The organism is Nonlabens xiamenensis (genome assembly GCF_003865345.1).
In the GTDB taxonomy this organism is placed as follows: domain Bacteria; phylum Bacteroidota; class Bacteroidia; order Flavobacteriales; family Flavobacteriaceae; genus Nonlabens; species Nonlabens xiamenensis.
In genome coordinates this window covers 707,638-724,830 of sequence record NZ_RMVE01000002.1, presented here as the reverse complement: position 1 = coordinate 724,830, position 17,193 = coordinate 707,638, and the positions used below count along the sequence as shown (strand labels likewise).

Annotated in this window: 15 protein-coding genes; 14 read left to right on the top strand and 1 reads right to left on the bottom strand. The window is 43.7% G+C overall.

Annotated elements, in window-relative coordinates; translation table 11 throughout:
- Positions 1 to 57: 57 nt before the first annotated feature.
- From mraZ to EGM47_RS08170, 14 genes are all read left to right on the top strand, one after another.
- Positions 58 to 525, top strand: a complete 468-nt coding sequence (gene mraZ, locus EGM47_RS08235) for a division/cell wall cluster transcriptional repressor MraZ (RefSeq protein WP_124980289.1) — start codon at positions 58 to 60, stop codon at positions 523 to 525.
- Complete coding sequence (gene rsmH, locus EGM47_RS08230) at positions 500 to 1,417, top strand: 16S rRNA (cytosine(1402)-N(4))-methyltransferase RsmH (protein WP_124980288.1); 918 nt, start codon at positions 500 to 502, stop codon at positions 1,415 to 1,417. Before mraZ ends, rsmH begins: the two co-directional genes overlap by 26 nt.
- Positions 1,417 to 1,746, top strand: a complete 330-nt coding sequence (locus EGM47_RS08225; protein WP_240642343.1) for an FtsL-like putative cell division protein — start codon at positions 1,417 to 1,419, stop codon at positions 1,744 to 1,746. Before rsmH ends, EGM47_RS08225 begins: the two co-directional genes overlap by 1 nt.
- Positions 1,733 to 3,712 carry a penicillin-binding transpeptidase domain-containing protein gene (locus EGM47_RS08220; RefSeq protein ID WP_124980287.1) on the top strand — a complete coding sequence of 660 codons (1,980 nt, stop codon included), beginning with the start codon at positions 1,733 to 1,735 and terminating at the stop codon, positions 3,710 to 3,712. Before EGM47_RS08225 ends, EGM47_RS08220 begins: the two co-directional genes overlap by 14 nt.
- A complete protein-coding gene (locus EGM47_RS08215; protein WP_124980286.1) occupies positions 3,709 to 5,175 on the top strand; it encodes a UDP-N-acetylmuramoyl-L-alanyl-D-glutamate--2,6-diaminopimelate ligase in 1,467 nt (488 codons plus the stop codon). The genes EGM47_RS08220 and EGM47_RS08215 overlap by 4 nt, the downstream gene beginning before the upstream one ends.
- A gap of 2 nt (positions 5,176 to 5,177) precedes the next feature.
- On the top strand, positions 5,178 to 6,410 hold the full coding sequence (gene mraY / locus EGM47_RS08210; protein WP_124980285.1) for a phospho-N-acetylmuramoyl-pentapeptide-transferase: 1,233 nt from the start codon (positions 5,178 to 5,180) through the stop codon (positions 6,408 to 6,410).
- Positions 6,410 to 7,768: a UDP-N-acetylmuramoyl-L-alanine--D-glutamate ligase gene (gene murD, locus EGM47_RS08205; protein WP_124980284.1), complete on the top strand. Its 1,359-nt coding sequence runs from the start codon at positions 6,410 to 6,412 to the stop codon at positions 7,766 to 7,768. The genes mraY and murD overlap by 1 nt, the downstream gene beginning before the upstream one ends.
- Position 7,769: 1 nt before the next feature.
- Entirely contained in the window at positions 7,770 to 8,975 is a 1,206-nt protein-coding gene (locus EGM47_RS08200; protein WP_124980283.1) for an FtsW/RodA/SpoVE family cell cycle protein, read from the top strand.
- Positions 8,962 to 10,047 (top strand): undecaprenyldiphospho-muramoylpentapeptide beta-N-acetylglucosaminyltransferase, encoded by a 1,086-nt coding sequence (gene murG, locus EGM47_RS08195; protein WP_124980282.1) that lies wholly within the window; start codon positions 8,962 to 8,964, stop codon positions 10,045 to 10,047. The genes EGM47_RS08200 and murG overlap by 14 nt, the downstream gene beginning before the upstream one ends.
- Positions 10,044 to 11,411 carry a UDP-N-acetylmuramate--L-alanine ligase gene (murC, locus tag EGM47_RS08190; protein ID WP_124980281.1) on the top strand — a complete coding sequence of 456 codons (1,368 nt, stop codon included), beginning with the start codon at positions 10,044 to 10,046 and terminating at the stop codon, positions 11,409 to 11,411. The genes murG and murC overlap by 4 nt, the downstream gene beginning before the upstream one ends.
- Positions 11,398 to 12,114 (top strand): cell division protein FtsQ/DivIB, encoded by a 717-nt coding sequence (locus EGM47_RS08185; RefSeq protein ID WP_240642341.1) that lies wholly within the window; start codon positions 11,398 to 11,400, stop codon positions 12,112 to 12,114. The genes murC and EGM47_RS08185 overlap by 14 nt, the downstream gene beginning before the upstream one ends.
- A gap of 4 nt (positions 12,115 to 12,118) precedes the next feature.
- Complete coding sequence (gene ftsA / locus EGM47_RS08180) at positions 12,119 to 13,480, top strand: cell division protein FtsA (RefSeq protein WP_124980280.1); 1,362 nt, start codon at positions 12,119 to 12,121, stop codon at positions 13,478 to 13,480.
- Between the two features lie 114 nt (positions 13,481 to 13,594).
- Positions 13,595 to 15,640 (top strand): cell division protein FtsZ, encoded by a 2,046-nt coding sequence (ftsZ, locus tag EGM47_RS08175; protein ID WP_124980279.1) that lies wholly within the window; start codon positions 13,595 to 13,597, stop codon positions 15,638 to 15,640.
- Positions 15,641 to 15,817: 177 nt separating this feature from the next.
- Positions 15,818 to 16,267 carry a GatB/YqeY domain-containing protein gene (locus EGM47_RS08170; protein WP_124980278.1) on the top strand — a complete coding sequence of 150 codons (450 nt, stop codon included), beginning with the start codon at positions 15,818 to 15,820 and terminating at the stop codon, positions 16,265 to 16,267.
- 39 nt (positions 16,268 to 16,306) lie between these two features.
- Here EGM47_RS08170 and EGM47_RS08165 read toward each other — a convergent pair whose 3' ends face one another.
- Complete coding sequence (locus tag EGM47_RS08165; protein ID WP_124980277.1) at positions 16,307 to 17,143, bottom strand: sterol desaturase family protein; 837 nt, start codon at positions 17,141 to 17,143, stop codon at positions 16,307 to 16,309.
- Positions 17,144 to 17,193 lie beyond the last annotated feature (50 nt).

Below are 17,193 nucleotides of genomic sequence, written 5' to 3'. Positions count from 1 at the left end.
AAATGTGGTATAAATTTTCCTATTTTTGATTTTAATAGCTAGTAAATAGCTATCTCAGTGGTCAATTTTATAGGAACATACGAGTGTAAAGCCGATGCCAAGGGCAGATTCATGATGCCAGCTGCAATTAAAAAGCAGTTGACACCAGTCATGCAAGATGGCTTTGTGATCAAGCGAGCTGTATTTCAGCCTTGCCTTGAGCTGTATCCTATGGATGAATGGAATAAGATGATGGAGAAGTTGAATGGATTGAATCGTTTCAATAGAAAGCACAATGATTTTATCCGTCGATTTACCGCTGGAGTCAAAACTGTTGAGGTGGATAGTAACGGTAGGTTGCTTATTCCGAAAGACCTCATCACCATTGCAGGAATCACCAAGGAGATCACGGTCTCCAGTTCGGTTAGAATTTTAGAAATCTGGGATAAACAAAGATATGAGTCGGCGATAGACGATTCACTGGATGACTTTGCTGATCTCGCAGAAGAAGTAATGGGAAATGACACAACAGACCTCATATCATAAGCCGGTATTGCTCAAGGAAGCTGTAGATGGCCTAGAGGTAAATCCTTCAGGCATCTATGTGGATGTCACTTTTGGAGGTGGTGGTCATTCTCGTGAAATCCTTTCCAGGCTAGGGCCAGACGGGAAGCTATTTGCTTTTGATCAGGATACAGATGCCTTGGGAAACGCCATTGATGATGAAAGATTCACTTTGATCAATGAGAATTTTGGGTATATGAAACGGTTCCTGCGTCTCTATGGTGTGACCCATGTCGACGGTATACTCGCTGATCTAGGGGTGAGTTCGCATCAATTTGATATTCCCGATCGAGGTTTTTCCACCCGATTTGACGCCAGATTAGACATGCGAATGAATCAAGATCAGGAGCTGGATGCTGTTGTTGTATTAAACCAATACGCCGAAGAAGATCTTACGCGGATTTTCAAAACCTATGGCGAGTTGCGCGTGGCTCCTAAACTCAGTCGCCGCATTGTCGCCGCAAGGGAATTGAAAAAGATAGAAACCGTTGCCGACCTCAAGGAGGTTTGCGCTCCGTTAGTGCCTTCGCGCATCGAGCACAAATTGCTGGCACAAGTATTCCAGGCCATACGTATAGAAGTCAATAAGGAAATGGAGGTGCTCTACAGTTTTCTGGAGCAAGTCAAGCAGTTATTGAAAATTGGCGGACGGCTCAGCGTGATTTCTTACCATTCTCTGGAGGATAGGCCAGTTAAACGCTATATCAGAAACGGCTTGTTTGAAGGAGAGCCTGAAAAAGATGTGTTCGGTAGGGCCAGCGTACCCTTCAAACGTGTGGGCAAATTGATTGTTCCCAGTCAAGAAGAAATTAAAGAGAATAACCGCGCTCGTAGCGCTAAGCTGCGTATCGCTGAAAAAATTGAAGATGTATAATGGCGGCCAAAGTCTATGACATATTAAAAGGTAGCTTTCTGACCAATGAGGATGCTTTTAAAAACTGGAGGTTCATCCTGTTTGCTGCCGGTCTGGCTATCGTTATGATTTATACCGGTCACACCTATGAGAAAAAGGTACATCGGCTGGCTGCACTGAATGAGCGCGTCACTGAACTTCATAGTGAGTACACTGACCTGGAACGCAGACTCATGTTTCTACAAATGGAGTCTACCATAGCCAGAAATATTGAAAAAAAAGGAATCGCTCCTGCCAAAAACCCACCTCAAAAAATAATTATTTCCCCATCTCGAGATGCCAACGACTGATAAAAACATACTGAATAAGGCTTATCTGGTGAGCGCGGCATTTGTCGTTATTGCCTTGCTGGTCGTGGCTCAGATTGTCAACATTCAATTTGTGGAAGGCGAAGATTATCGCGCCCGCGCAGAACAGCGCATTTTTAGAAATGACACTATCCCGGCCGTTAGAGGAAACCTTTATGATGCCAACGGTCAATTACTGGCGACCTCTATCAGTAAATATGATATCCGCTTTGATGCTTTGTCCGCTTCCGCGAAAGATTTTAACGAAAACGTGGCGCCACTAGCCGAAGCTTTGGGGCAGGAATTTGACAAATCCAAATCTTATTACCTGAAAAAACTGCAAAAGGCGCGCACTAATCGCAATAGATACCTTTTGATCGCCAAAAACCTTAATTATGGAGAGTACAAAAGAATTAGAGACTTTCCGTTGTTTGAAAAAGGCCCTTATAGAGGTGGGTTGATTGTCGAGAAACGCGTAGTACGTGAACATCCACTGGGTAAGATGGCAGAGCGTATTGTTGGCTATGATCGCAACGGTAGCGCTCCAGTAGGTCTGGAAGGGGCATTTGCTCCCTACTTGAGAGGCAGTGATGGGGTTCGTTTAGAGCAGAAGATCAGTAAAAAGCAATGGAAACCCATTTCCAGCGCCGCCGAAGTCGATCCCAAAGATGGGTATGATGTCTACACCACAATAGATGTCAATATGCAGGATGTGGCCCATCATGCCTTGCTCGAGCAATTGGAATATTTTGAGGCCGATCACGGAACAGCCGTCGTTATGGAGGTGGCTACTGGTGAGATAAAGGCTTTGTCCAATCTAGGAAGGGGATCAAGTGGGAAATATTATGAAAAGCGGAATTATGCCGTCTGGGAATCCCATGAACCTGGGTCAACTTTTAAACTGATGAGTGTGATTGCCGCCTTGGAGGACAAAGTGGTTGATACAAGTACTGTCTTTGATACCAAAAAAGGCAAAATTTCCTATTACGGGCGAAATGTTCGGGATTCCAAATACGGTGGTTATGGCAAGATAAGCGTGGCCAAAGCATTTGAGGTTTCTTCCAATACTGCCTTGGTCCAAATGATTCATGATAACTACAAATCCAGACCTGAGGATTATGTAGACCGATTGTACAGTATGAATCTCAATAAAAAACTGGATCTTCCAATAAAAGGAGAAGGTATTCCTATGATTCCACATCCTGATGATGCCAGTTGGAGTGGCTTGTCTTTACCTTGGATGGGATTTGGCTATGGTGTGCAGCTTACGCCTTTACAGACTTTGACTTTCTACAATGCAGTGGCCAACAACGGCGTCATGGTCAAGCCACGCATGATTCGTGAAGTTAAATCAAAAGACAAGTTGATTGAAAGGTTTGACCGGGAGATCATTAATCCTGCTATTTGCTCACAATCCACCATCGACAAGGTCAAGGTGATGATGGAAAATGTGGTGAAACGAGGTACGGCAGATAATCTGTACAGCGAGAATTTTTCCATGGCAGGAAAGACCGGTACTTGTCAAACAGAATACTGGAAAAGCGCAGGAAATTATATTGCATCCTTTGCCGGTTATTTTCCGGCAGACCAACCCAAGTACAGTTGTATCGTGGTGATCCATAAGCCCAATATCACCAAGGGCTATTATGGAAACATCGTGGCAGGGCCTGTATTTAAAAAGATTGCCCAAAAAATTTACGCCAACAACCCCATCATTGATGAGGTCGAGCTGCCGAAAAGCATCCCTACAAAAATACAAGAATCCCAAAAGACTTACTTCGCTCAGGCACAATCCACTTCAAACCAACTGCCTGATCTGAGAGGAATGGAGGCTATGGATGCCATGGCGATCGTAGAAAATTTAGGAGCTAAGGTGGTGGTCAAGGGGAAGGGCAAAGTGGCTTCCCAGAGTCTCAAACCCGGAACTAGAATCGCATCTACTGATAAAGTTACGCTTACACTTTTATGACAAATCTCAAAGACATATTATATAAGGTAAACTTGGAAATGGTGGTCGGCAATACTGACCTTGTCATTGAAAAGGTTCAGTTTGATTCTAGAAAAATTGGTTCCAACGATGTTTTTGTAGCCTTAAAGGGAACTGCTACCGACGGACATGAATACGTGGAAAAAGCGGTGACCCAAGGTGCTGTCGCTGTGGTGTTGGAAGATATGCCAGATTATCAGGAAGAAGGTGTGACCTACATTCAGGTGCTTAATTCGCATGCCGCACTTGCGCTTATGGCCTCCAATTTTTACGGCAATCCTTCCTCTCAACTTAAGCTTGTGGGCGTCACTGGTACCAACGGAAAAACCACCACGACTTCTCTTTTGTACCAACTGTTCAAAAGGTCTGGTTACAAAACCGGGCTTATTTCTACCGTTGAAATTTTAATCGATGAACAGGTCGTTCCTACCAGGCATACTACGCCAGATCCATTGACCATCAATGCACATTTATCCAGTATGGTAGAAGTTGGCGTGGACTACTGCTTTATGGAAGTAAGCAGTCATGGAATCGCACAGGAACGGGTGACTGGGTTATATTTTGCTGGAGGTGTTTTTACCAACTTATCTCATGATCATCTAGATTATCACAAGTCCTTTGCCGAGTATCGGGATGTCAAGAAACGCTTTTTTGACCAACTCCCAAAAACTGCGTTTGCACTGACCAACCTTGATGATAAGAATGGCCCTGTGATGCTTCAAAATACCAAAGCCAAGAAACTAGGTTATGCCCTTAAATCCTTTACAGATTACAGGGCGCAGGTCATTGAAAATCAATTCGGCGGGCTGCTGCTTAAGATCAATGACCAGGAAGTTTGGTCAAAAATGGTAGGTCATTTTAATGCCTATAATGTGTTAGCCATTTATGCTGTAGCTGTGGAGTTAGGGTTGGAGCAGATGGAGGTATTGGAGACTATTTCGGAACTGGAAGGTGTGGCCGGTCGATTCCAATATTTTACGACGGCTACAGAAAAAATTACGGCTATTGTTGATTACGCCCATACACCAGATGCGCTTAAAAATGTACTGGAGACCATCAATAGCATACGGACCAGAAACGAAACTCTGATCACGGTGGTGGGTTGTGGGGGTGATCGGGATACCACCAAAAGACCAAAAATGGCTCTTATTGCTGGCTCTTTAAGTGACCAGGTGATCCTGACCAGCGACAATCCGCGCACAGAAGATCCAGATGCTATTATAGCGGATATGGAAAAAGGGGTTCAGCCACAAGATTTTAAAAAAACAGTCAGTATTACTGATCGTCGACAAGCCATTAAGATGGCGGCAAAATTGGCCAACAAAAATGATATCATACTCATAGCGGGCAAGGGTCATGAAACCTATCAGGAGATCAATGGCGAGCGACATGATTTTGATGACCGCAAAATTGTGGCAGATTTTCTCAACCAATTCAAAAAATAAGCATGCTCTATTATCTCTTTAAATATTTAGAAGAACAATTTCAAACACCAGGAGCCTCCCTGTTTCAGTTTATCACATTTAGGTCGGCTATCGCATTTGTATTGTCCTTGGCATTTTCTACCATTTATGGTAAACGGATCATCAAATACCTCCAGCGTCAACAAGTTGGAGAGACGGTACGTGATCTGGGACTTGAGGGGCAAGCACAAAAGGCAGGTACCCCAACCATGGGTGGAATCATCATTATCCTAGCTACTTTAATTCCTGCTTTTCTGTTGTGTCAGGTCGATAATATTTACGTAGTGATGTTGATTATCACAACCATATGGATGGGAATGATCGGGTTTGCCGATGACTACATCAAGATCTTTAAAAAAGATAAAGGCGGACTTAAAGGCATTTTTAAGGTAATAGGACAGGTGGGTCTGGGGGCAATCATTGGCGGTATCATGTTCTTTCATGATGGAGTCACTATCAAAGAAGAGGTAATCAATCCTACCTACGAACAGGAGTTGCTCACACAAAACTCTCCGCTGGAATTCCAGGAGGCCAAAAAATCCACTAAGACGACGATTCCATTTGTCAAGGATAACGAATTTGATTATGCCAAGCTGATTGATTGGATTGATCCCAGTCTGGCAAATTGGGCTTGGTTGATCTTTATTCCTATCGTGATCATCATTGTTACTGCTGTGTCTAACGGAGCTAATCTCACTGATGGAATTGACGGTCTGGCTGCTGGTACCAGCGCAATTGTAGTAATTACCTTGGCTTTGTTTGCTTGGATTTCGGGTAATATCGTCTTTTCTGATTATCTGAATGTCATGTATATCCCCAACTCGGGTGAAATGGTGGTCTTTATCACAGCCTTTGCAGGCGCCCTAGTTGGATTTCTTTGGTATAACACCTTCCCTGCGCAGGTGTTCATGGGTGATACAGGTAGTCTTACCATTGGTGGAATAATAGCTGTTTTAGCTATTGCCACCAGAAAAGAATTACTGATCCCGATTTTATGTGGTGTATTCCTGATGGAAAACTTATCGGTGATGATGCAGGTAAGCTGGTTCAAGTATACCAAAAGAAAGACTGGTGAGGGAAAACGAATTTTCCTGATGTCACCATTGCATCACCATTATCAAAAACGAGGTATTCATGAAAGCAAGATCGTAGTCCGTTTCTGGATCGTCGGTATCCTGCTGGCTATTATCAGTATTGTAACCCTTAAAGTACGTTGATGCAGGTAGATCAACAACATACCGGTAAAAAACTTGTGGTCCTTGGAGGAGGTATCAGTGGTGTTGGAGCGGCTATTCTTGGAAAGCAGCAAGGGTATGAGGTGTTCTTGAGTGATGGAGGGCAGTTAGATCCCGCTTTCGCGAAAGCGATACAAAACCACGCTATACCTTATGAAACAGCCAAGCACAGCATGGATCAGATACTCGCAGCCGATCTGGTAGTCAAAAGCCCAGGAATTCCAGATACAATACAACTGGTCAGAGAAATTCTTGAGCGAGGTATTCCAATCATTTCAGAAGTAGAATTTGCCTCCTGGTTTACCGATGAAACCATCATTGCTGTTACTGGAGCCAATGGGAAAACCACGGTCACACGCATGATCGATCACATTTTAAATACAGCCGATCTCGATCATACCACTGGAGGAAATATTGGAAAGAGTTTTGCCGAGCAGGTAGCCGAAGGTCCTTCCAGCCACAGACTGTTGGAGGTGAGTAGTTTCCAGCTGGACGGTATTGATAGCTTTAAACCACATATTGCGATCATTCTCAATATTACACCAGATCATTTGGATCGGTATGATGGGAAATTTGAAAAGTATGTGGCCAGTAAAATGAGGATTACGATGAATCAGGACGAACAGGATTATCTGATCTACAATGTGGACGATCCTGCCATTAATAAAGCGCTAAAAAACCAACCTACACGTGCCCAATTGGTGCCTTTTTCCATGGAAAAACTGCTCGATCAAGGCGCATTCATAAAAGACAATCAACTTACAATTTACACGCATAATACCATATTTAACATGCCCCAACAAGAACTTTCTGTCAAAGGAAAACACAACACAGCCAATGCCATGGCAGCTTCAACCGCTGCAAAATTGCTCAAGATCCGCAAGGAAACTATTCGACAAAGCTTGACTTCATTTGAAGGTGTCGAACATCGTCTGGAAAATGTTTTGAAAATCAACAAGGTCCAGTACATCAATGATTCTAAAGCCACCAATGTCAATGCCACTTATTATGCTTTGGACAGTATGGAGCATCCTACCGTATGGATTGTAGGCGGTGTAGATAAAGGAAATGATTACACCCAACTCTACAGCCTGGTCAATCGTCACGTCAAAGCCATTGTATGTCTGGGAACGGATAATTCCAGGATCGTAGAAGCATTTGGTAATTGTGTAGATCAGATGGTAGAAACTAGTTCGATGGAAGATGCGGTCAGGGTGGCCTACAAACTCGCCGAGGCTGGCGACAACGTATTGTTGAGTCCTGCTTGTGCAAGTTTTGACCTATTTAATAATTATGAAGACAGGGGACGCCAATTTAAAAACGCAGTAAGAGGATTATAAATTGAAGATCAAGGACTACATATCTGGAGATACCTTTTTATGGGCACTGGCCATCATATTGATCGTGTTCTCATTTTTACCTGTTTATAGCGCCAGTGCCAACCTGGCTTATTTAGGGAAAGGGACGGGAAATACAACTTCGTATTTGATCAAGCATTTTACCCATGTGGTCATTGGTCTAGTGATTTTGTATTCGGTTCATAAGATACCTTATCGCTATTTCAAAGGCTTGAGTGTGCTCGCGATTCCTGTGGTTATACTGCTATTAGTGTACACTGCTGCCCAGGGGACTGTTATGGGAGGAGCAAGTGCGAGCCGCTGGGTGAAAGTCCCTGTGATCGGCATCAATTTTCAGACCAGTACTTTAGCATTTGTAGTGTTGATGGTTTATGTAGCCAAATACCTGGCTAGTATCAAAGAGCGCAGGGTAACTTTTAAAGAGTCCTTGTTGCCATTATGGCTACCTGTTGGGGCAGTGTTGATGCTGGTAGTGCCTTTTAATCTGAGTACGGCAGTGTTGATTTTTTCCATGGTATTGCTCACTTGTTTTGTGGGTGGTTATCCAAAAAAATACCTTATGGCGATCGTGGGCATAGGTGCACTCACGATGATTCTCTTTGTGCTGACTGCCAAAGCATTTCCAGGTGTCCTTCCTAATAGAGTAGATACCTGGGCTTCCCGAATTACCACCTTTTCTGGAGAAGGGGACTCCGATTCTACCTATCAGGTGGAACGGGCAAAGACCGCTATAGCCAACGGATATATTTTTGGTGTTGGACCAGGGAAGAGCCCCACCAAACATGTGTTGCCGCAATCTTCCTCGGATTTCATATTTGCCATCGTTTTGGAGGAATTTGGTTTGATAGGTGGGTTGTTGATTCTTTCGCTTTATCTCTTCTTCCTGTTTAGGTTGGTGGTGATATCTACCAAAGCCGATTCTGTCTTCGGAAAGTTGCTGGTAATCGGCGTCGGTTTTCCCATTGTTTTTCAGGCCTTGATGAACATGTGTGTGGCTGTCAATCTTATACCTGTAACCGGACAGACTTTACCATTAATCAGCAGTGGTGGAACTTCTATACTTATGACCTGCATGGCATTAGGAATTGTGCTCAGCGTAAGTGCCCAACGAGACAAACAAAAAGAAATGGAGCAAGAAGTGGCCCCAGAAGATATGAACCCTTTAGACGTACTCAGTGAAGCCTTATAAAATCATCATATCAGGAGGAGGTACCGGAGGCCATATTTATCCAGCCATTGCAATTGCTGATGAGTGCCGCAAGCGCTGGCCAGATTCCGTTATCTTGTTTGTTGGCGCCAAGGACCGGATGGAGATGCAAAAAGTCCCTGCTGCTGGATATAAGATAAAAGGTTTATGGATTAGTGGTCTGCAACGCAGCTTGTCTGCCAAAAACCTGGCATTCCCATTAAAAGTTGTGAAAAGCCTATTTGATGCCAAAAAAATCATCCGTGAATTCAAACCAGATATAGCCATAGGAACAGGAGGATATGCAAGTGGGCCTCTGCTATACATGGCGATCAAACGCAACATACCAACACTGATACAAGAGCAAAATGCTTTCCCAGGTGTTACCAACAAACTTTTGGGTAAAAAGGTCGACAAGATATGTGTGGCTAGCGAGGGTCTCGATCGCTTCTTCCCAGCTGATAAAATAGTGCTGACTGGGAATCCGGTGCGTAAAGACTTGCTTGAACTTGATGGATTACGTGAGGAGGCAATACAACATTTTTCGCTTGATCCAAATTTAAAAACGCTGTTGGTCGTGGGCGGTAGTTTGGGAGCGAGGCGGATCAATGAGCTTATTCATGATCAGCTGTCCCTGCTGACACAAAAGGTACAAATCATCTGGCAATGTGGCTCCTATGGTTTTGATACCTATGGGGATAAAGCGCAAGACAGAGTGCAGGTACATGCTTTCTTAAATAGGATGGACTTGGCCTATGCAGCAGCAGATTTCATTATATCCAGAGCAGGAGCAGGAGCTATTTCGGAATTGAGTATTGTGGGTAAACCGGTAATTTTTATTCCGTCACCACATGTGGCAGAGGATCACCAAACCAAAAATGCCCAGGCCATGGTCGCTCGGGATGCTGCCCTGATGATCAACGAATCAGACCTCGATCAAAATTTTCCCATAGTTTGGAATGGATTGATGGAGGATCAAGAACTTCAAGATTCTTTGTCTAAACAGATCGCTGAACAAGCTCTGCCAGAAGCAACTGCTCACATTGTCAACGAAATTTTTGAATTGCTTTCATGAAGGAATTGCAGCACATATCACACTTTTATTTTATCGGCATTGGCGGTATTGGTATGAGTGCGCTGGCCAGATATTTAAACCAACAAGGTAAAAAGGTGGCTGGATATGATCGGGTGGAGTCCAACCTCACTCAAAACCTGATAGAAGAAGGTATTCAGGTTCAGTATAAAGATGATTTTGACGGTATTCCTAACGCGTATAAACAACTAGAAAATGCTCAGGTGATTTTTACGCCTGCCATTCCGCAAGAATTGGATATTTTATTACGCTTTCGCGAAAGCGGAATATCCATCCTGAAACGCGCTCAAATGTTAGGGCAAATTTCCAAAACTATGACCTGTTTGGCTATTGCAGGTACGCATGGGAAAACGACAACAAGCTCCATTTTAGCGCACCTGTTGAACCAGAGTGGTCACAAGATCACCGCTTTCTTGGGCGGTATCCTGGAAGATTATCAAACCAATTATTTGTATTCAGGTACAGATGTGATGGTTGTAGAAGCCGATGAATTTGATCGCTCTTTTATGCAGCTGGATCCAGATATTGCTGGTATCACTGCCATAGACGCAGATCACTTGGATATTTATGGTGATGTAAGCGAATTTGAAAAGACTTTCCGTGATTTTGCGGGTCTATTGCAGGGAAAAACATTGTTAGTCAACGAAAAGGTTCCAATGGATGGTATTCAGGTAGGCATCGATCGAGGTAAATATCGGGTGCTTAATTTGAGTATAGTGAATGGCACGTATCATTTTGACCTTCAAACGCCGCAAGGTGTGATTGAAAATTGTTTGTTAATGCTTCCTGGTAGGCATAACCTCAATAATGCCGTGCTCGCGATGGCTGTGGCTTTGGAGTACGGTGCAGATCCAGAATCCTTACGACTGGCCCTTGCAACTTTTCCCGGTGTGGCAAGGAGGTTTACTTACAGATTAAACACTCCGGAGTTCATACTGATTGATGATTATGCTCATCATCCCACAGAAATCAATGCCGTTTATGAGGCCGTAAGTGAGATGTATCCAGAGGAAGAAATTACCGTGATTTTTCAACCTCACTTATACAGTAGAACCCGTGATTTTATGCAGGAATTTTCTCAGGCCCTGGCCCAATTTAACAACGTGGGCTTACTGGATATTTATCCGGCGAGGGAACTGCCGATTGAGGGCATTGACTCGGCTGTATTGTCTTTAATGATCAGTCAGAATGAAAATCCGCCGGCAGTCGTGACCGTAGTTGATAAAAAAGATCTACAGGCCTTTGTGGAAGAGATGGGGAATAGATTAGTGGTGATGTTGGGGGCGGGTGATATAGGAATCGAAATTGAAAAATTGACCAAATCTTTATCCGATGAAAAAGTTTAAAGACATCATTTTGTTGGTGGTTTGCATTGTGTTGGTTTTTGGCATTTATGCCTTTTCGTCCAAGCGTCATGGCCTGCGAACGCTTAAAGAGGTAAGCATCAGATTTACAGATTATAGCGAACCATTGATTTCTGAAGCGAACGTTAATAAATTGTTGATACAAAATGAGGATAGTGTAAAGAACCTCGTAGTAGAAAATTTAGATTTGAAAGAGAGTGAATATCAATTGGAACAGCATGCAATGATCAGAACGGCAGAGGTTTCTGTTACGCTGGATGGTCTGCTTGAGGCTGTTGTGGAGCAAAGAAAGCCGGTTGCCAGACTGATGGGTGAGTTCAATGCTTATCTAGATCAGGATAATAGCATTATGCCGCTTTCAGAAGAGTACAGTGCTCATGTCCCGCTTGTGTTTGGCTTTCGCGAAAGCGTGCAACCTCAAATATTTGAGTTGGTTCAATTTCTCAGAAATGATGAGTTGCTGGCATCCACGTTCACCCAGCTGGATATTGATCCACGTGAGGAGGTAACCCTGGGAGTTCGCGCTCATGAGTATAAAGTCAAACTGGGTAAAGTTGAGAATTTGCCGCATAAAATGACCAACTATAAGGCCTTTATGGCAAAGATGATCAAGGAAGATCGCATGGACCAATTAAAAACCGTGGACCTGAGGTTTGAAAACCAGGTAGTGGTAACTAAAAAGTAAGCAGATGGATGTACAAGATTACGCAGTAGGGTTGGATATCGGAACCACGAAAATCGTGGCCATGATTGGACGGAAGAATGAATATGGTAAGCTGGAAATCCTTGGAGTGGGAAGGTCCAAAAGCATGGGCGTTCATCGAGGAGTGGTCAATAATATCACCCAAACCATTACATCCATCCAACAAGCGGTGAACCAGGCCGAATCGGTGAGTGGTATGAAGATTAGCGAGGTAACCGTAGGAATTGCCGGTCAACATATCAGAAGTTTACAGCACAGCGATTATATCACCCGAGGTGACAGTGAAACCGTCATCAATGAAGAAGACATTACGCGATTGTGTAACCAGGTGTTGAAACTGGTGATGCTACCAGGTGAAGAAATTATACATGTTTTACCACAAGAATATAAAATTGATGGTCAATCTGATGTCAAGGAGCCGATTGGTATGTATGGAGGGCGTCTAGAGGCCAACTTCCATGTAGTGGTAGGTCAGGTAGCTAGTATCAGGAACATCTACCGCTGTGTAAAAAGTGCTGACTTAGACTTGAAGTCAATTACGCTGGAGCCTTTGGCTAGTGCAGATGCGGTTTTGAGTCAGGAAGAAAAGGAGGCCGGTGTGGCCTTGATTGATATAGGGGGCGGGACTACTGATCTGGCGATTTTTAAAGACGGAATTATCAGACATACAGCAGTTATTCCTCAAGGTGGAAATATCATCACACAGGACATCAAAGAAGGATGTTCCATCATTGAAAAACAGGCAGAATTGCTCAAAACTAAATTTGGTAGTGCGTGGCCAGGAGAAAATAAAGAAAACGAAATTGTATCCATCCCAGGACTACGTGGTCGCGAACCCAAGGAAATTACCTTGAAGAATCTGAGTAAGATCATTCACGCTCGGGTGATTGAGATTCTTGAAACAGTTTTTGTGGAGATCAAGAATTATGGTCATGACGAGCCCAAGAAACAATTAATTGCCGGAGTAGTGCTTACCGGTGGGGGAAGCCAGCTAAAACATATCAAGCAATTGGCAGAATATGTGACAGGCATGCCCAGTAGAATAGGCTACCCTAACGAACACTTGGCTGGTGATTCAGATATAGAAAGTACGAGCCCGTTGTTTGCCACCGCTGTAGGTTTGGTGATGAAAGGTTTAGAGGCGCAGGAGGAGGCGCGTAAAGCTGAGGAGAAAATCAAGAAAACAGCATTTGTACAACAGGAAGGGACGCCAGAGGCAACCGTCACAGAAGAAAAATTGCAGGAAGAAGAGCAGGAGCAGCCCTCAGTAGCACAGCCCCAAAAGAGGAAAGGAATTTTTGATACCTGGGCGACCAAATTCAAGGAGTTTTTGGATAAAGCAGAATAAAATTTTGGCAGGTAAATCAACTGCCATTGAGTAATAAAAGAAAAAGAAAAATAAAATTACATCGACCTAGTTGGTTACTAGGTGGATATACTTAAACCGTAAAGTAGCAAGATTATGAGTAGTGAAGACATCAATAGTATTGCATTTGACCTGCCCAAGAACAAGTCCAACGTCATTAAGGTCATTGGCGTAGGTGGAGGTGGTAGTAATGCCATCAAACACATGTTCCAACAAGGCATCAAGGGAGTAGATTTTGTCATTTGTAACACGGACGCACAAGCCCTGGAAAATAGCCCAGTTCCCAACAAAATCCAATTGGGAGTCTCCCTAACGGAAGGATTGGGCGCAGGTGCTAATCCCGAGGTAGGTGAACGTGCCGCGCAAGAAAGCATGGAAGATGTCAAGGCGATGTTAGATACCAATTCAAAAATGGTATTTATAACCGCCGGAATGGGTGGTGGAACAGGAACAGGAGCTGCCCCAATTATCGCACAGATTGCCCGTGAAATGGACATACTCACCGTGGGAATTGTGACTACACCTTTCCAGTTTGAAGGAAAAGTGCGTAATGAACAGGCACAAAAGGGTGTTGAAAAATTCCGCAAGAATGTTGATTCCCTGATTATCATTAACAACAACAAACTACGGGATGTATATGGAAATTTAGGTTTTAAAGCTGGTTTCTCCAAAGCTGACGAGGTACTTGCTACTGCCTCACGCGGAATAGCCGAAGTGATTACCAATCACTATACACAAAACATTGACCTTAGAGATGCCAAAACCGTTTTGGCCAATAGTGGAACCGCTATCATGGGAAGTGCACAAGCTACTGGATCCAATCGAGCCCAAGAAGGTATTCTAAAGGCGCTGGATTCTCCATTATTGAATGATAACAAAATTACAGGAGCAAAGAATGTCTTGCTGTTGATTGTTTCTGGAACTGAAGAAATTACCATAGATGAAATCGGTGAGATCAACGAGCACATTCAAAATGAAGCAGGCGGTGTGGCTAACATCATTATGGGTGTGGGTGAGGATGAGGCGCTCGGAGATGCTATTTCTGTGACTGTGATTGCAACAGGATTTGATGCAGAGCAACAAAATGAAATTTCAAATACCGAAGCCAAGCGCATCATTCATACCCTTGAGGAGGAACAGCGTGCTCATGCTGCCGTTTTGGATGACAAAACCAGTAATGTCATTCCAGGTAAATTGATTATGGATTTGGGAGAGGTGGAAGAAGATGAAGAGGATGGAATTAAAAATGAAACTCATGCCAAAGAACAGGTGCAGGTCAGGCATACTGAACCAGAACAACCATTATTGATTGTTCATGAATTGGGAGAAGAGGAACCGGAAGAACCTTTGGTGCCCAAAAAGGATATGGATGAAAATCCGCTGATTCCTACAACTGAATTTATCAGTAACCTGAATGTAGTTTATGAAGAAGTACTCGATCATCATCCCGACAGTTTTGTTATCCGTGATGCAGAGGAAATCAATCATGAGGGTAGTAGTATAGTAGAGAAACATACGCGGATCGAAGTAGAAGAGGAGAAGGATCAGTTTTTCCTTGATTTTGACATGCCTTTGTCTTCTACAGATGAAAAGGAAAACAAGGCAGAGTCGACCATCGTGCATAACCTGGAAGATATTGAAGTGCATGATCCTATTGATGTTGTCCCTGTTACCGAGGTGAATGAACATGGAGTCACCAAATATTCCCTGGATGATTATATGGAGGTCGAAGAGCAATTAAATAACGCCAAGCCGCAGACACAAAGAAAAATGGAAGATCAAAATGCGGTGGCAGAACCTGAAATTAAAGTGGTCACTCAGGATCCTCAACAATCGACGCCAACCACAGAGACTGATACAGCCGATAATGAGTTGGATGTCACCGATTTGCCGCTTAACGAGGTGTTAGTGCGACGTGCCGAGGAACGCAAACGCAAAATGCATGCTTACAACTTTAAGTTCAAAAGCTCCCATCGATTGGGCGAAATAGAAAAACAACCGGCCTATTTGCGCCAAGGTATTGAGTTGGATCAACTTCCCAAGGAAGGAGATCGCTCCAGAACTACCTTAACTACAGATGAGAATGATGAGGTACAATTGCGACCCAACAACAACTCTTTTCTGCATGATAATGTAGATTAATCGTGTTTTCCCCTAAAAAAATGCGAACAACCCGGATGGTGCAAACTGTCCGGGTTTTTTATGATTGCTCTGTTCATCTCGTTGTGCTTGGTCGCGGAATAGTTTATTTTTGAAGGGTGATCGATCGACCAGATAGAATCATCTGGTGGACACATGCTACAAGTCAACAAACAGCTTATGAGTTTAGAAAAACAAATAATGGGCGCCATGAAAGACGCCATGAAATCAAAAGATCAAACAGCTCTGGCCGCTTTGCGTGCTGTCAAAAGCGAAATCTTACTGGCCAAGACCTCTGGTTCTGGTGAGGCCCTGACAGAAGAGGAAGAAATCAAATTGGTTCAAAAACTGGTTAAGCAGCGCAAGGACTCTGCGCGAATCTTCAGCGAGCAAGGCAGGGAAGATCTGTCAGAACCTGAGTTGGCTCAGGCCAAGGTTCTCGAGCAATTCCTTCCTGAACAAATGAGTGAGGAAGCGATTGAAGCGGTGGTGGCAGAAATTATTGTGCGCACCGAAGCCTCTTCCATGAAGGACATGGGGAAGGTCATGGGCATGGCCAATACCCAATTAGCAGGTAAGGCAGATGGTCGTACCATCAGCAGTATTGTTAAAAAGCAGCTTTCCCAATAGATCAGTTCCAACGCTTATTAAAATCGTAATACGGGTTGATTATTTTTTCCATTTGATATGCCGGTTCCATGGAGCTTTGAGCTGGTAGAGAACATCGTTATTTCTATCGTTGTCAATAATATCAACGCCGTAAACCACATCATCTGCATTTTCATAGACAAATGTGCCAAACATTCTGTCCCAAATGGAGAGTACATTCCCAAAGTTCGTGTCCGTCCATGGCATCTCGTGGTGGTGATGAAATTTGTGCATGGCCGGTGTGACTATAATATAGGACAAAGCGCGGTCCAAGCGTTTCGGAAGCCGTATGTCTGCGTGGGTCCAGTACGTAAAGAATATAGTTAGTATCCGATAAAATAGATAAAAAGCAATAGGCATACCTGTAAACAGGATGGTTAGCAGCGAGAGGCTTTCCCGCATAGCAAACTCAATGGGATGTTGACGTGTACCCGTAGTAGCGTCCACATGGGTATCACTGTGGTGGACGATATGTAGTCGCCAGAACCAGGGGAATTTGTGCAACATAACATGCGCCAGATATTGAGAAATTAAATCCAGCAAGACCAGTGCCACCACCAAATCTAGCCACATGGGGGCTTTATACATAGAAAATAAACCCCAATGTTGCGTGTCGGTCAGTTGATCCACCCAAAGCAACAATCTTCCAAATCCTATATTGATCAAGGAAATCATGACCAAGAATACCAGGTTGGTACCTGCATGTTGCCATTTGGAACGATTGGAATGTGGTGTGTTTTTCGCTTTCGCGAAAGCGAACCCAGTCTCCAGTATCCAGAACAAGGTGAGTAGGCCAGCTACCCATGTCAACTTTTGCCAAAAGGGCATGGTTTCAAAAAACGATAGGAAATCCTGCATGACATAAAAATACGATTATTGTTAAAGTCGGGCAGTCGATGGAGTATTTA

Excerpts from the sequence above, each read along its gene's own strand:
- ftsA (WP_124980280.1), top strand. The coding sequence starts at position 12,119 with ATGGATGTACAAGATTACGCAGTAGGGTTGGATATCGGAACCACGAAA.
- EGM47_RS08220 (WP_124980287.1), top strand. The coding sequence starts at position 1,733 with ATGCCAACGACTGATAAAAACATACTGAATAAGGCTTATCTGGTGAGC.
- EGM47_RS08215 (WP_124980286.1), top strand. The coding sequence starts at position 3,709 with ATGACAAATCTCAAAGACATATTATATAAGGTAAACTTGGAAATGGTG.
- murD (WP_124980284.1), top strand. The coding sequence starts at position 6,410 with ATGCAGGTAGATCAACAACATACCGGTAAAAAACTTGTGGTCCTTGGA.
- EGM47_RS08225 (WP_240642343.1), top strand. The coding sequence starts at position 1,417 with ATGGCGGCCAAAGTCTATGACATATTAAAAGGTAGCTTTCTGACCAAT.
- EGM47_RS08185 (WP_240642341.1), top strand. The coding sequence starts at position 11,398 with ATGAAAAAGTTTAAAGACATCATTTTGTTGGTGGTTTGCATTGTGTTG.
- murC (WP_124980281.1), top strand. The coding sequence starts at position 10,044 with ATGAAGGAATTGCAGCACATATCACACTTTTATTTTATCGGCATTGGC.
- EGM47_RS08170 (WP_124980278.1), top strand. The coding sequence starts at position 15,818 with ATGAGTTTAGAAAAACAAATAATGGGCGCCATGAAAGACGCCATGAAA.
- mraY (WP_124980285.1), top strand. The coding sequence starts at position 5,178 with ATGCTCTATTATCTCTTTAAATATTTAGAAGAACAATTTCAAACACCA.
- ftsZ (WP_124980279.1), top strand. The coding sequence starts at position 13,595 with ATGAGTAGTGAAGACATCAATAGTATTGCATTTGACCTGCCCAAGAAC.
- EGM47_RS08165 (WP_124980277.1), bottom strand. The coding sequence starts at position 17,143 with ATGCAGGATTTCCTATCGTTTTTTGAAACCATGCCCTTTTGGCAAAAG.
- rsmH (WP_124980288.1), top strand. The coding sequence starts at position 500 with ATGACACAACAGACCTCATATCATAAGCCGGTATTGCTCAAGGAAGCT.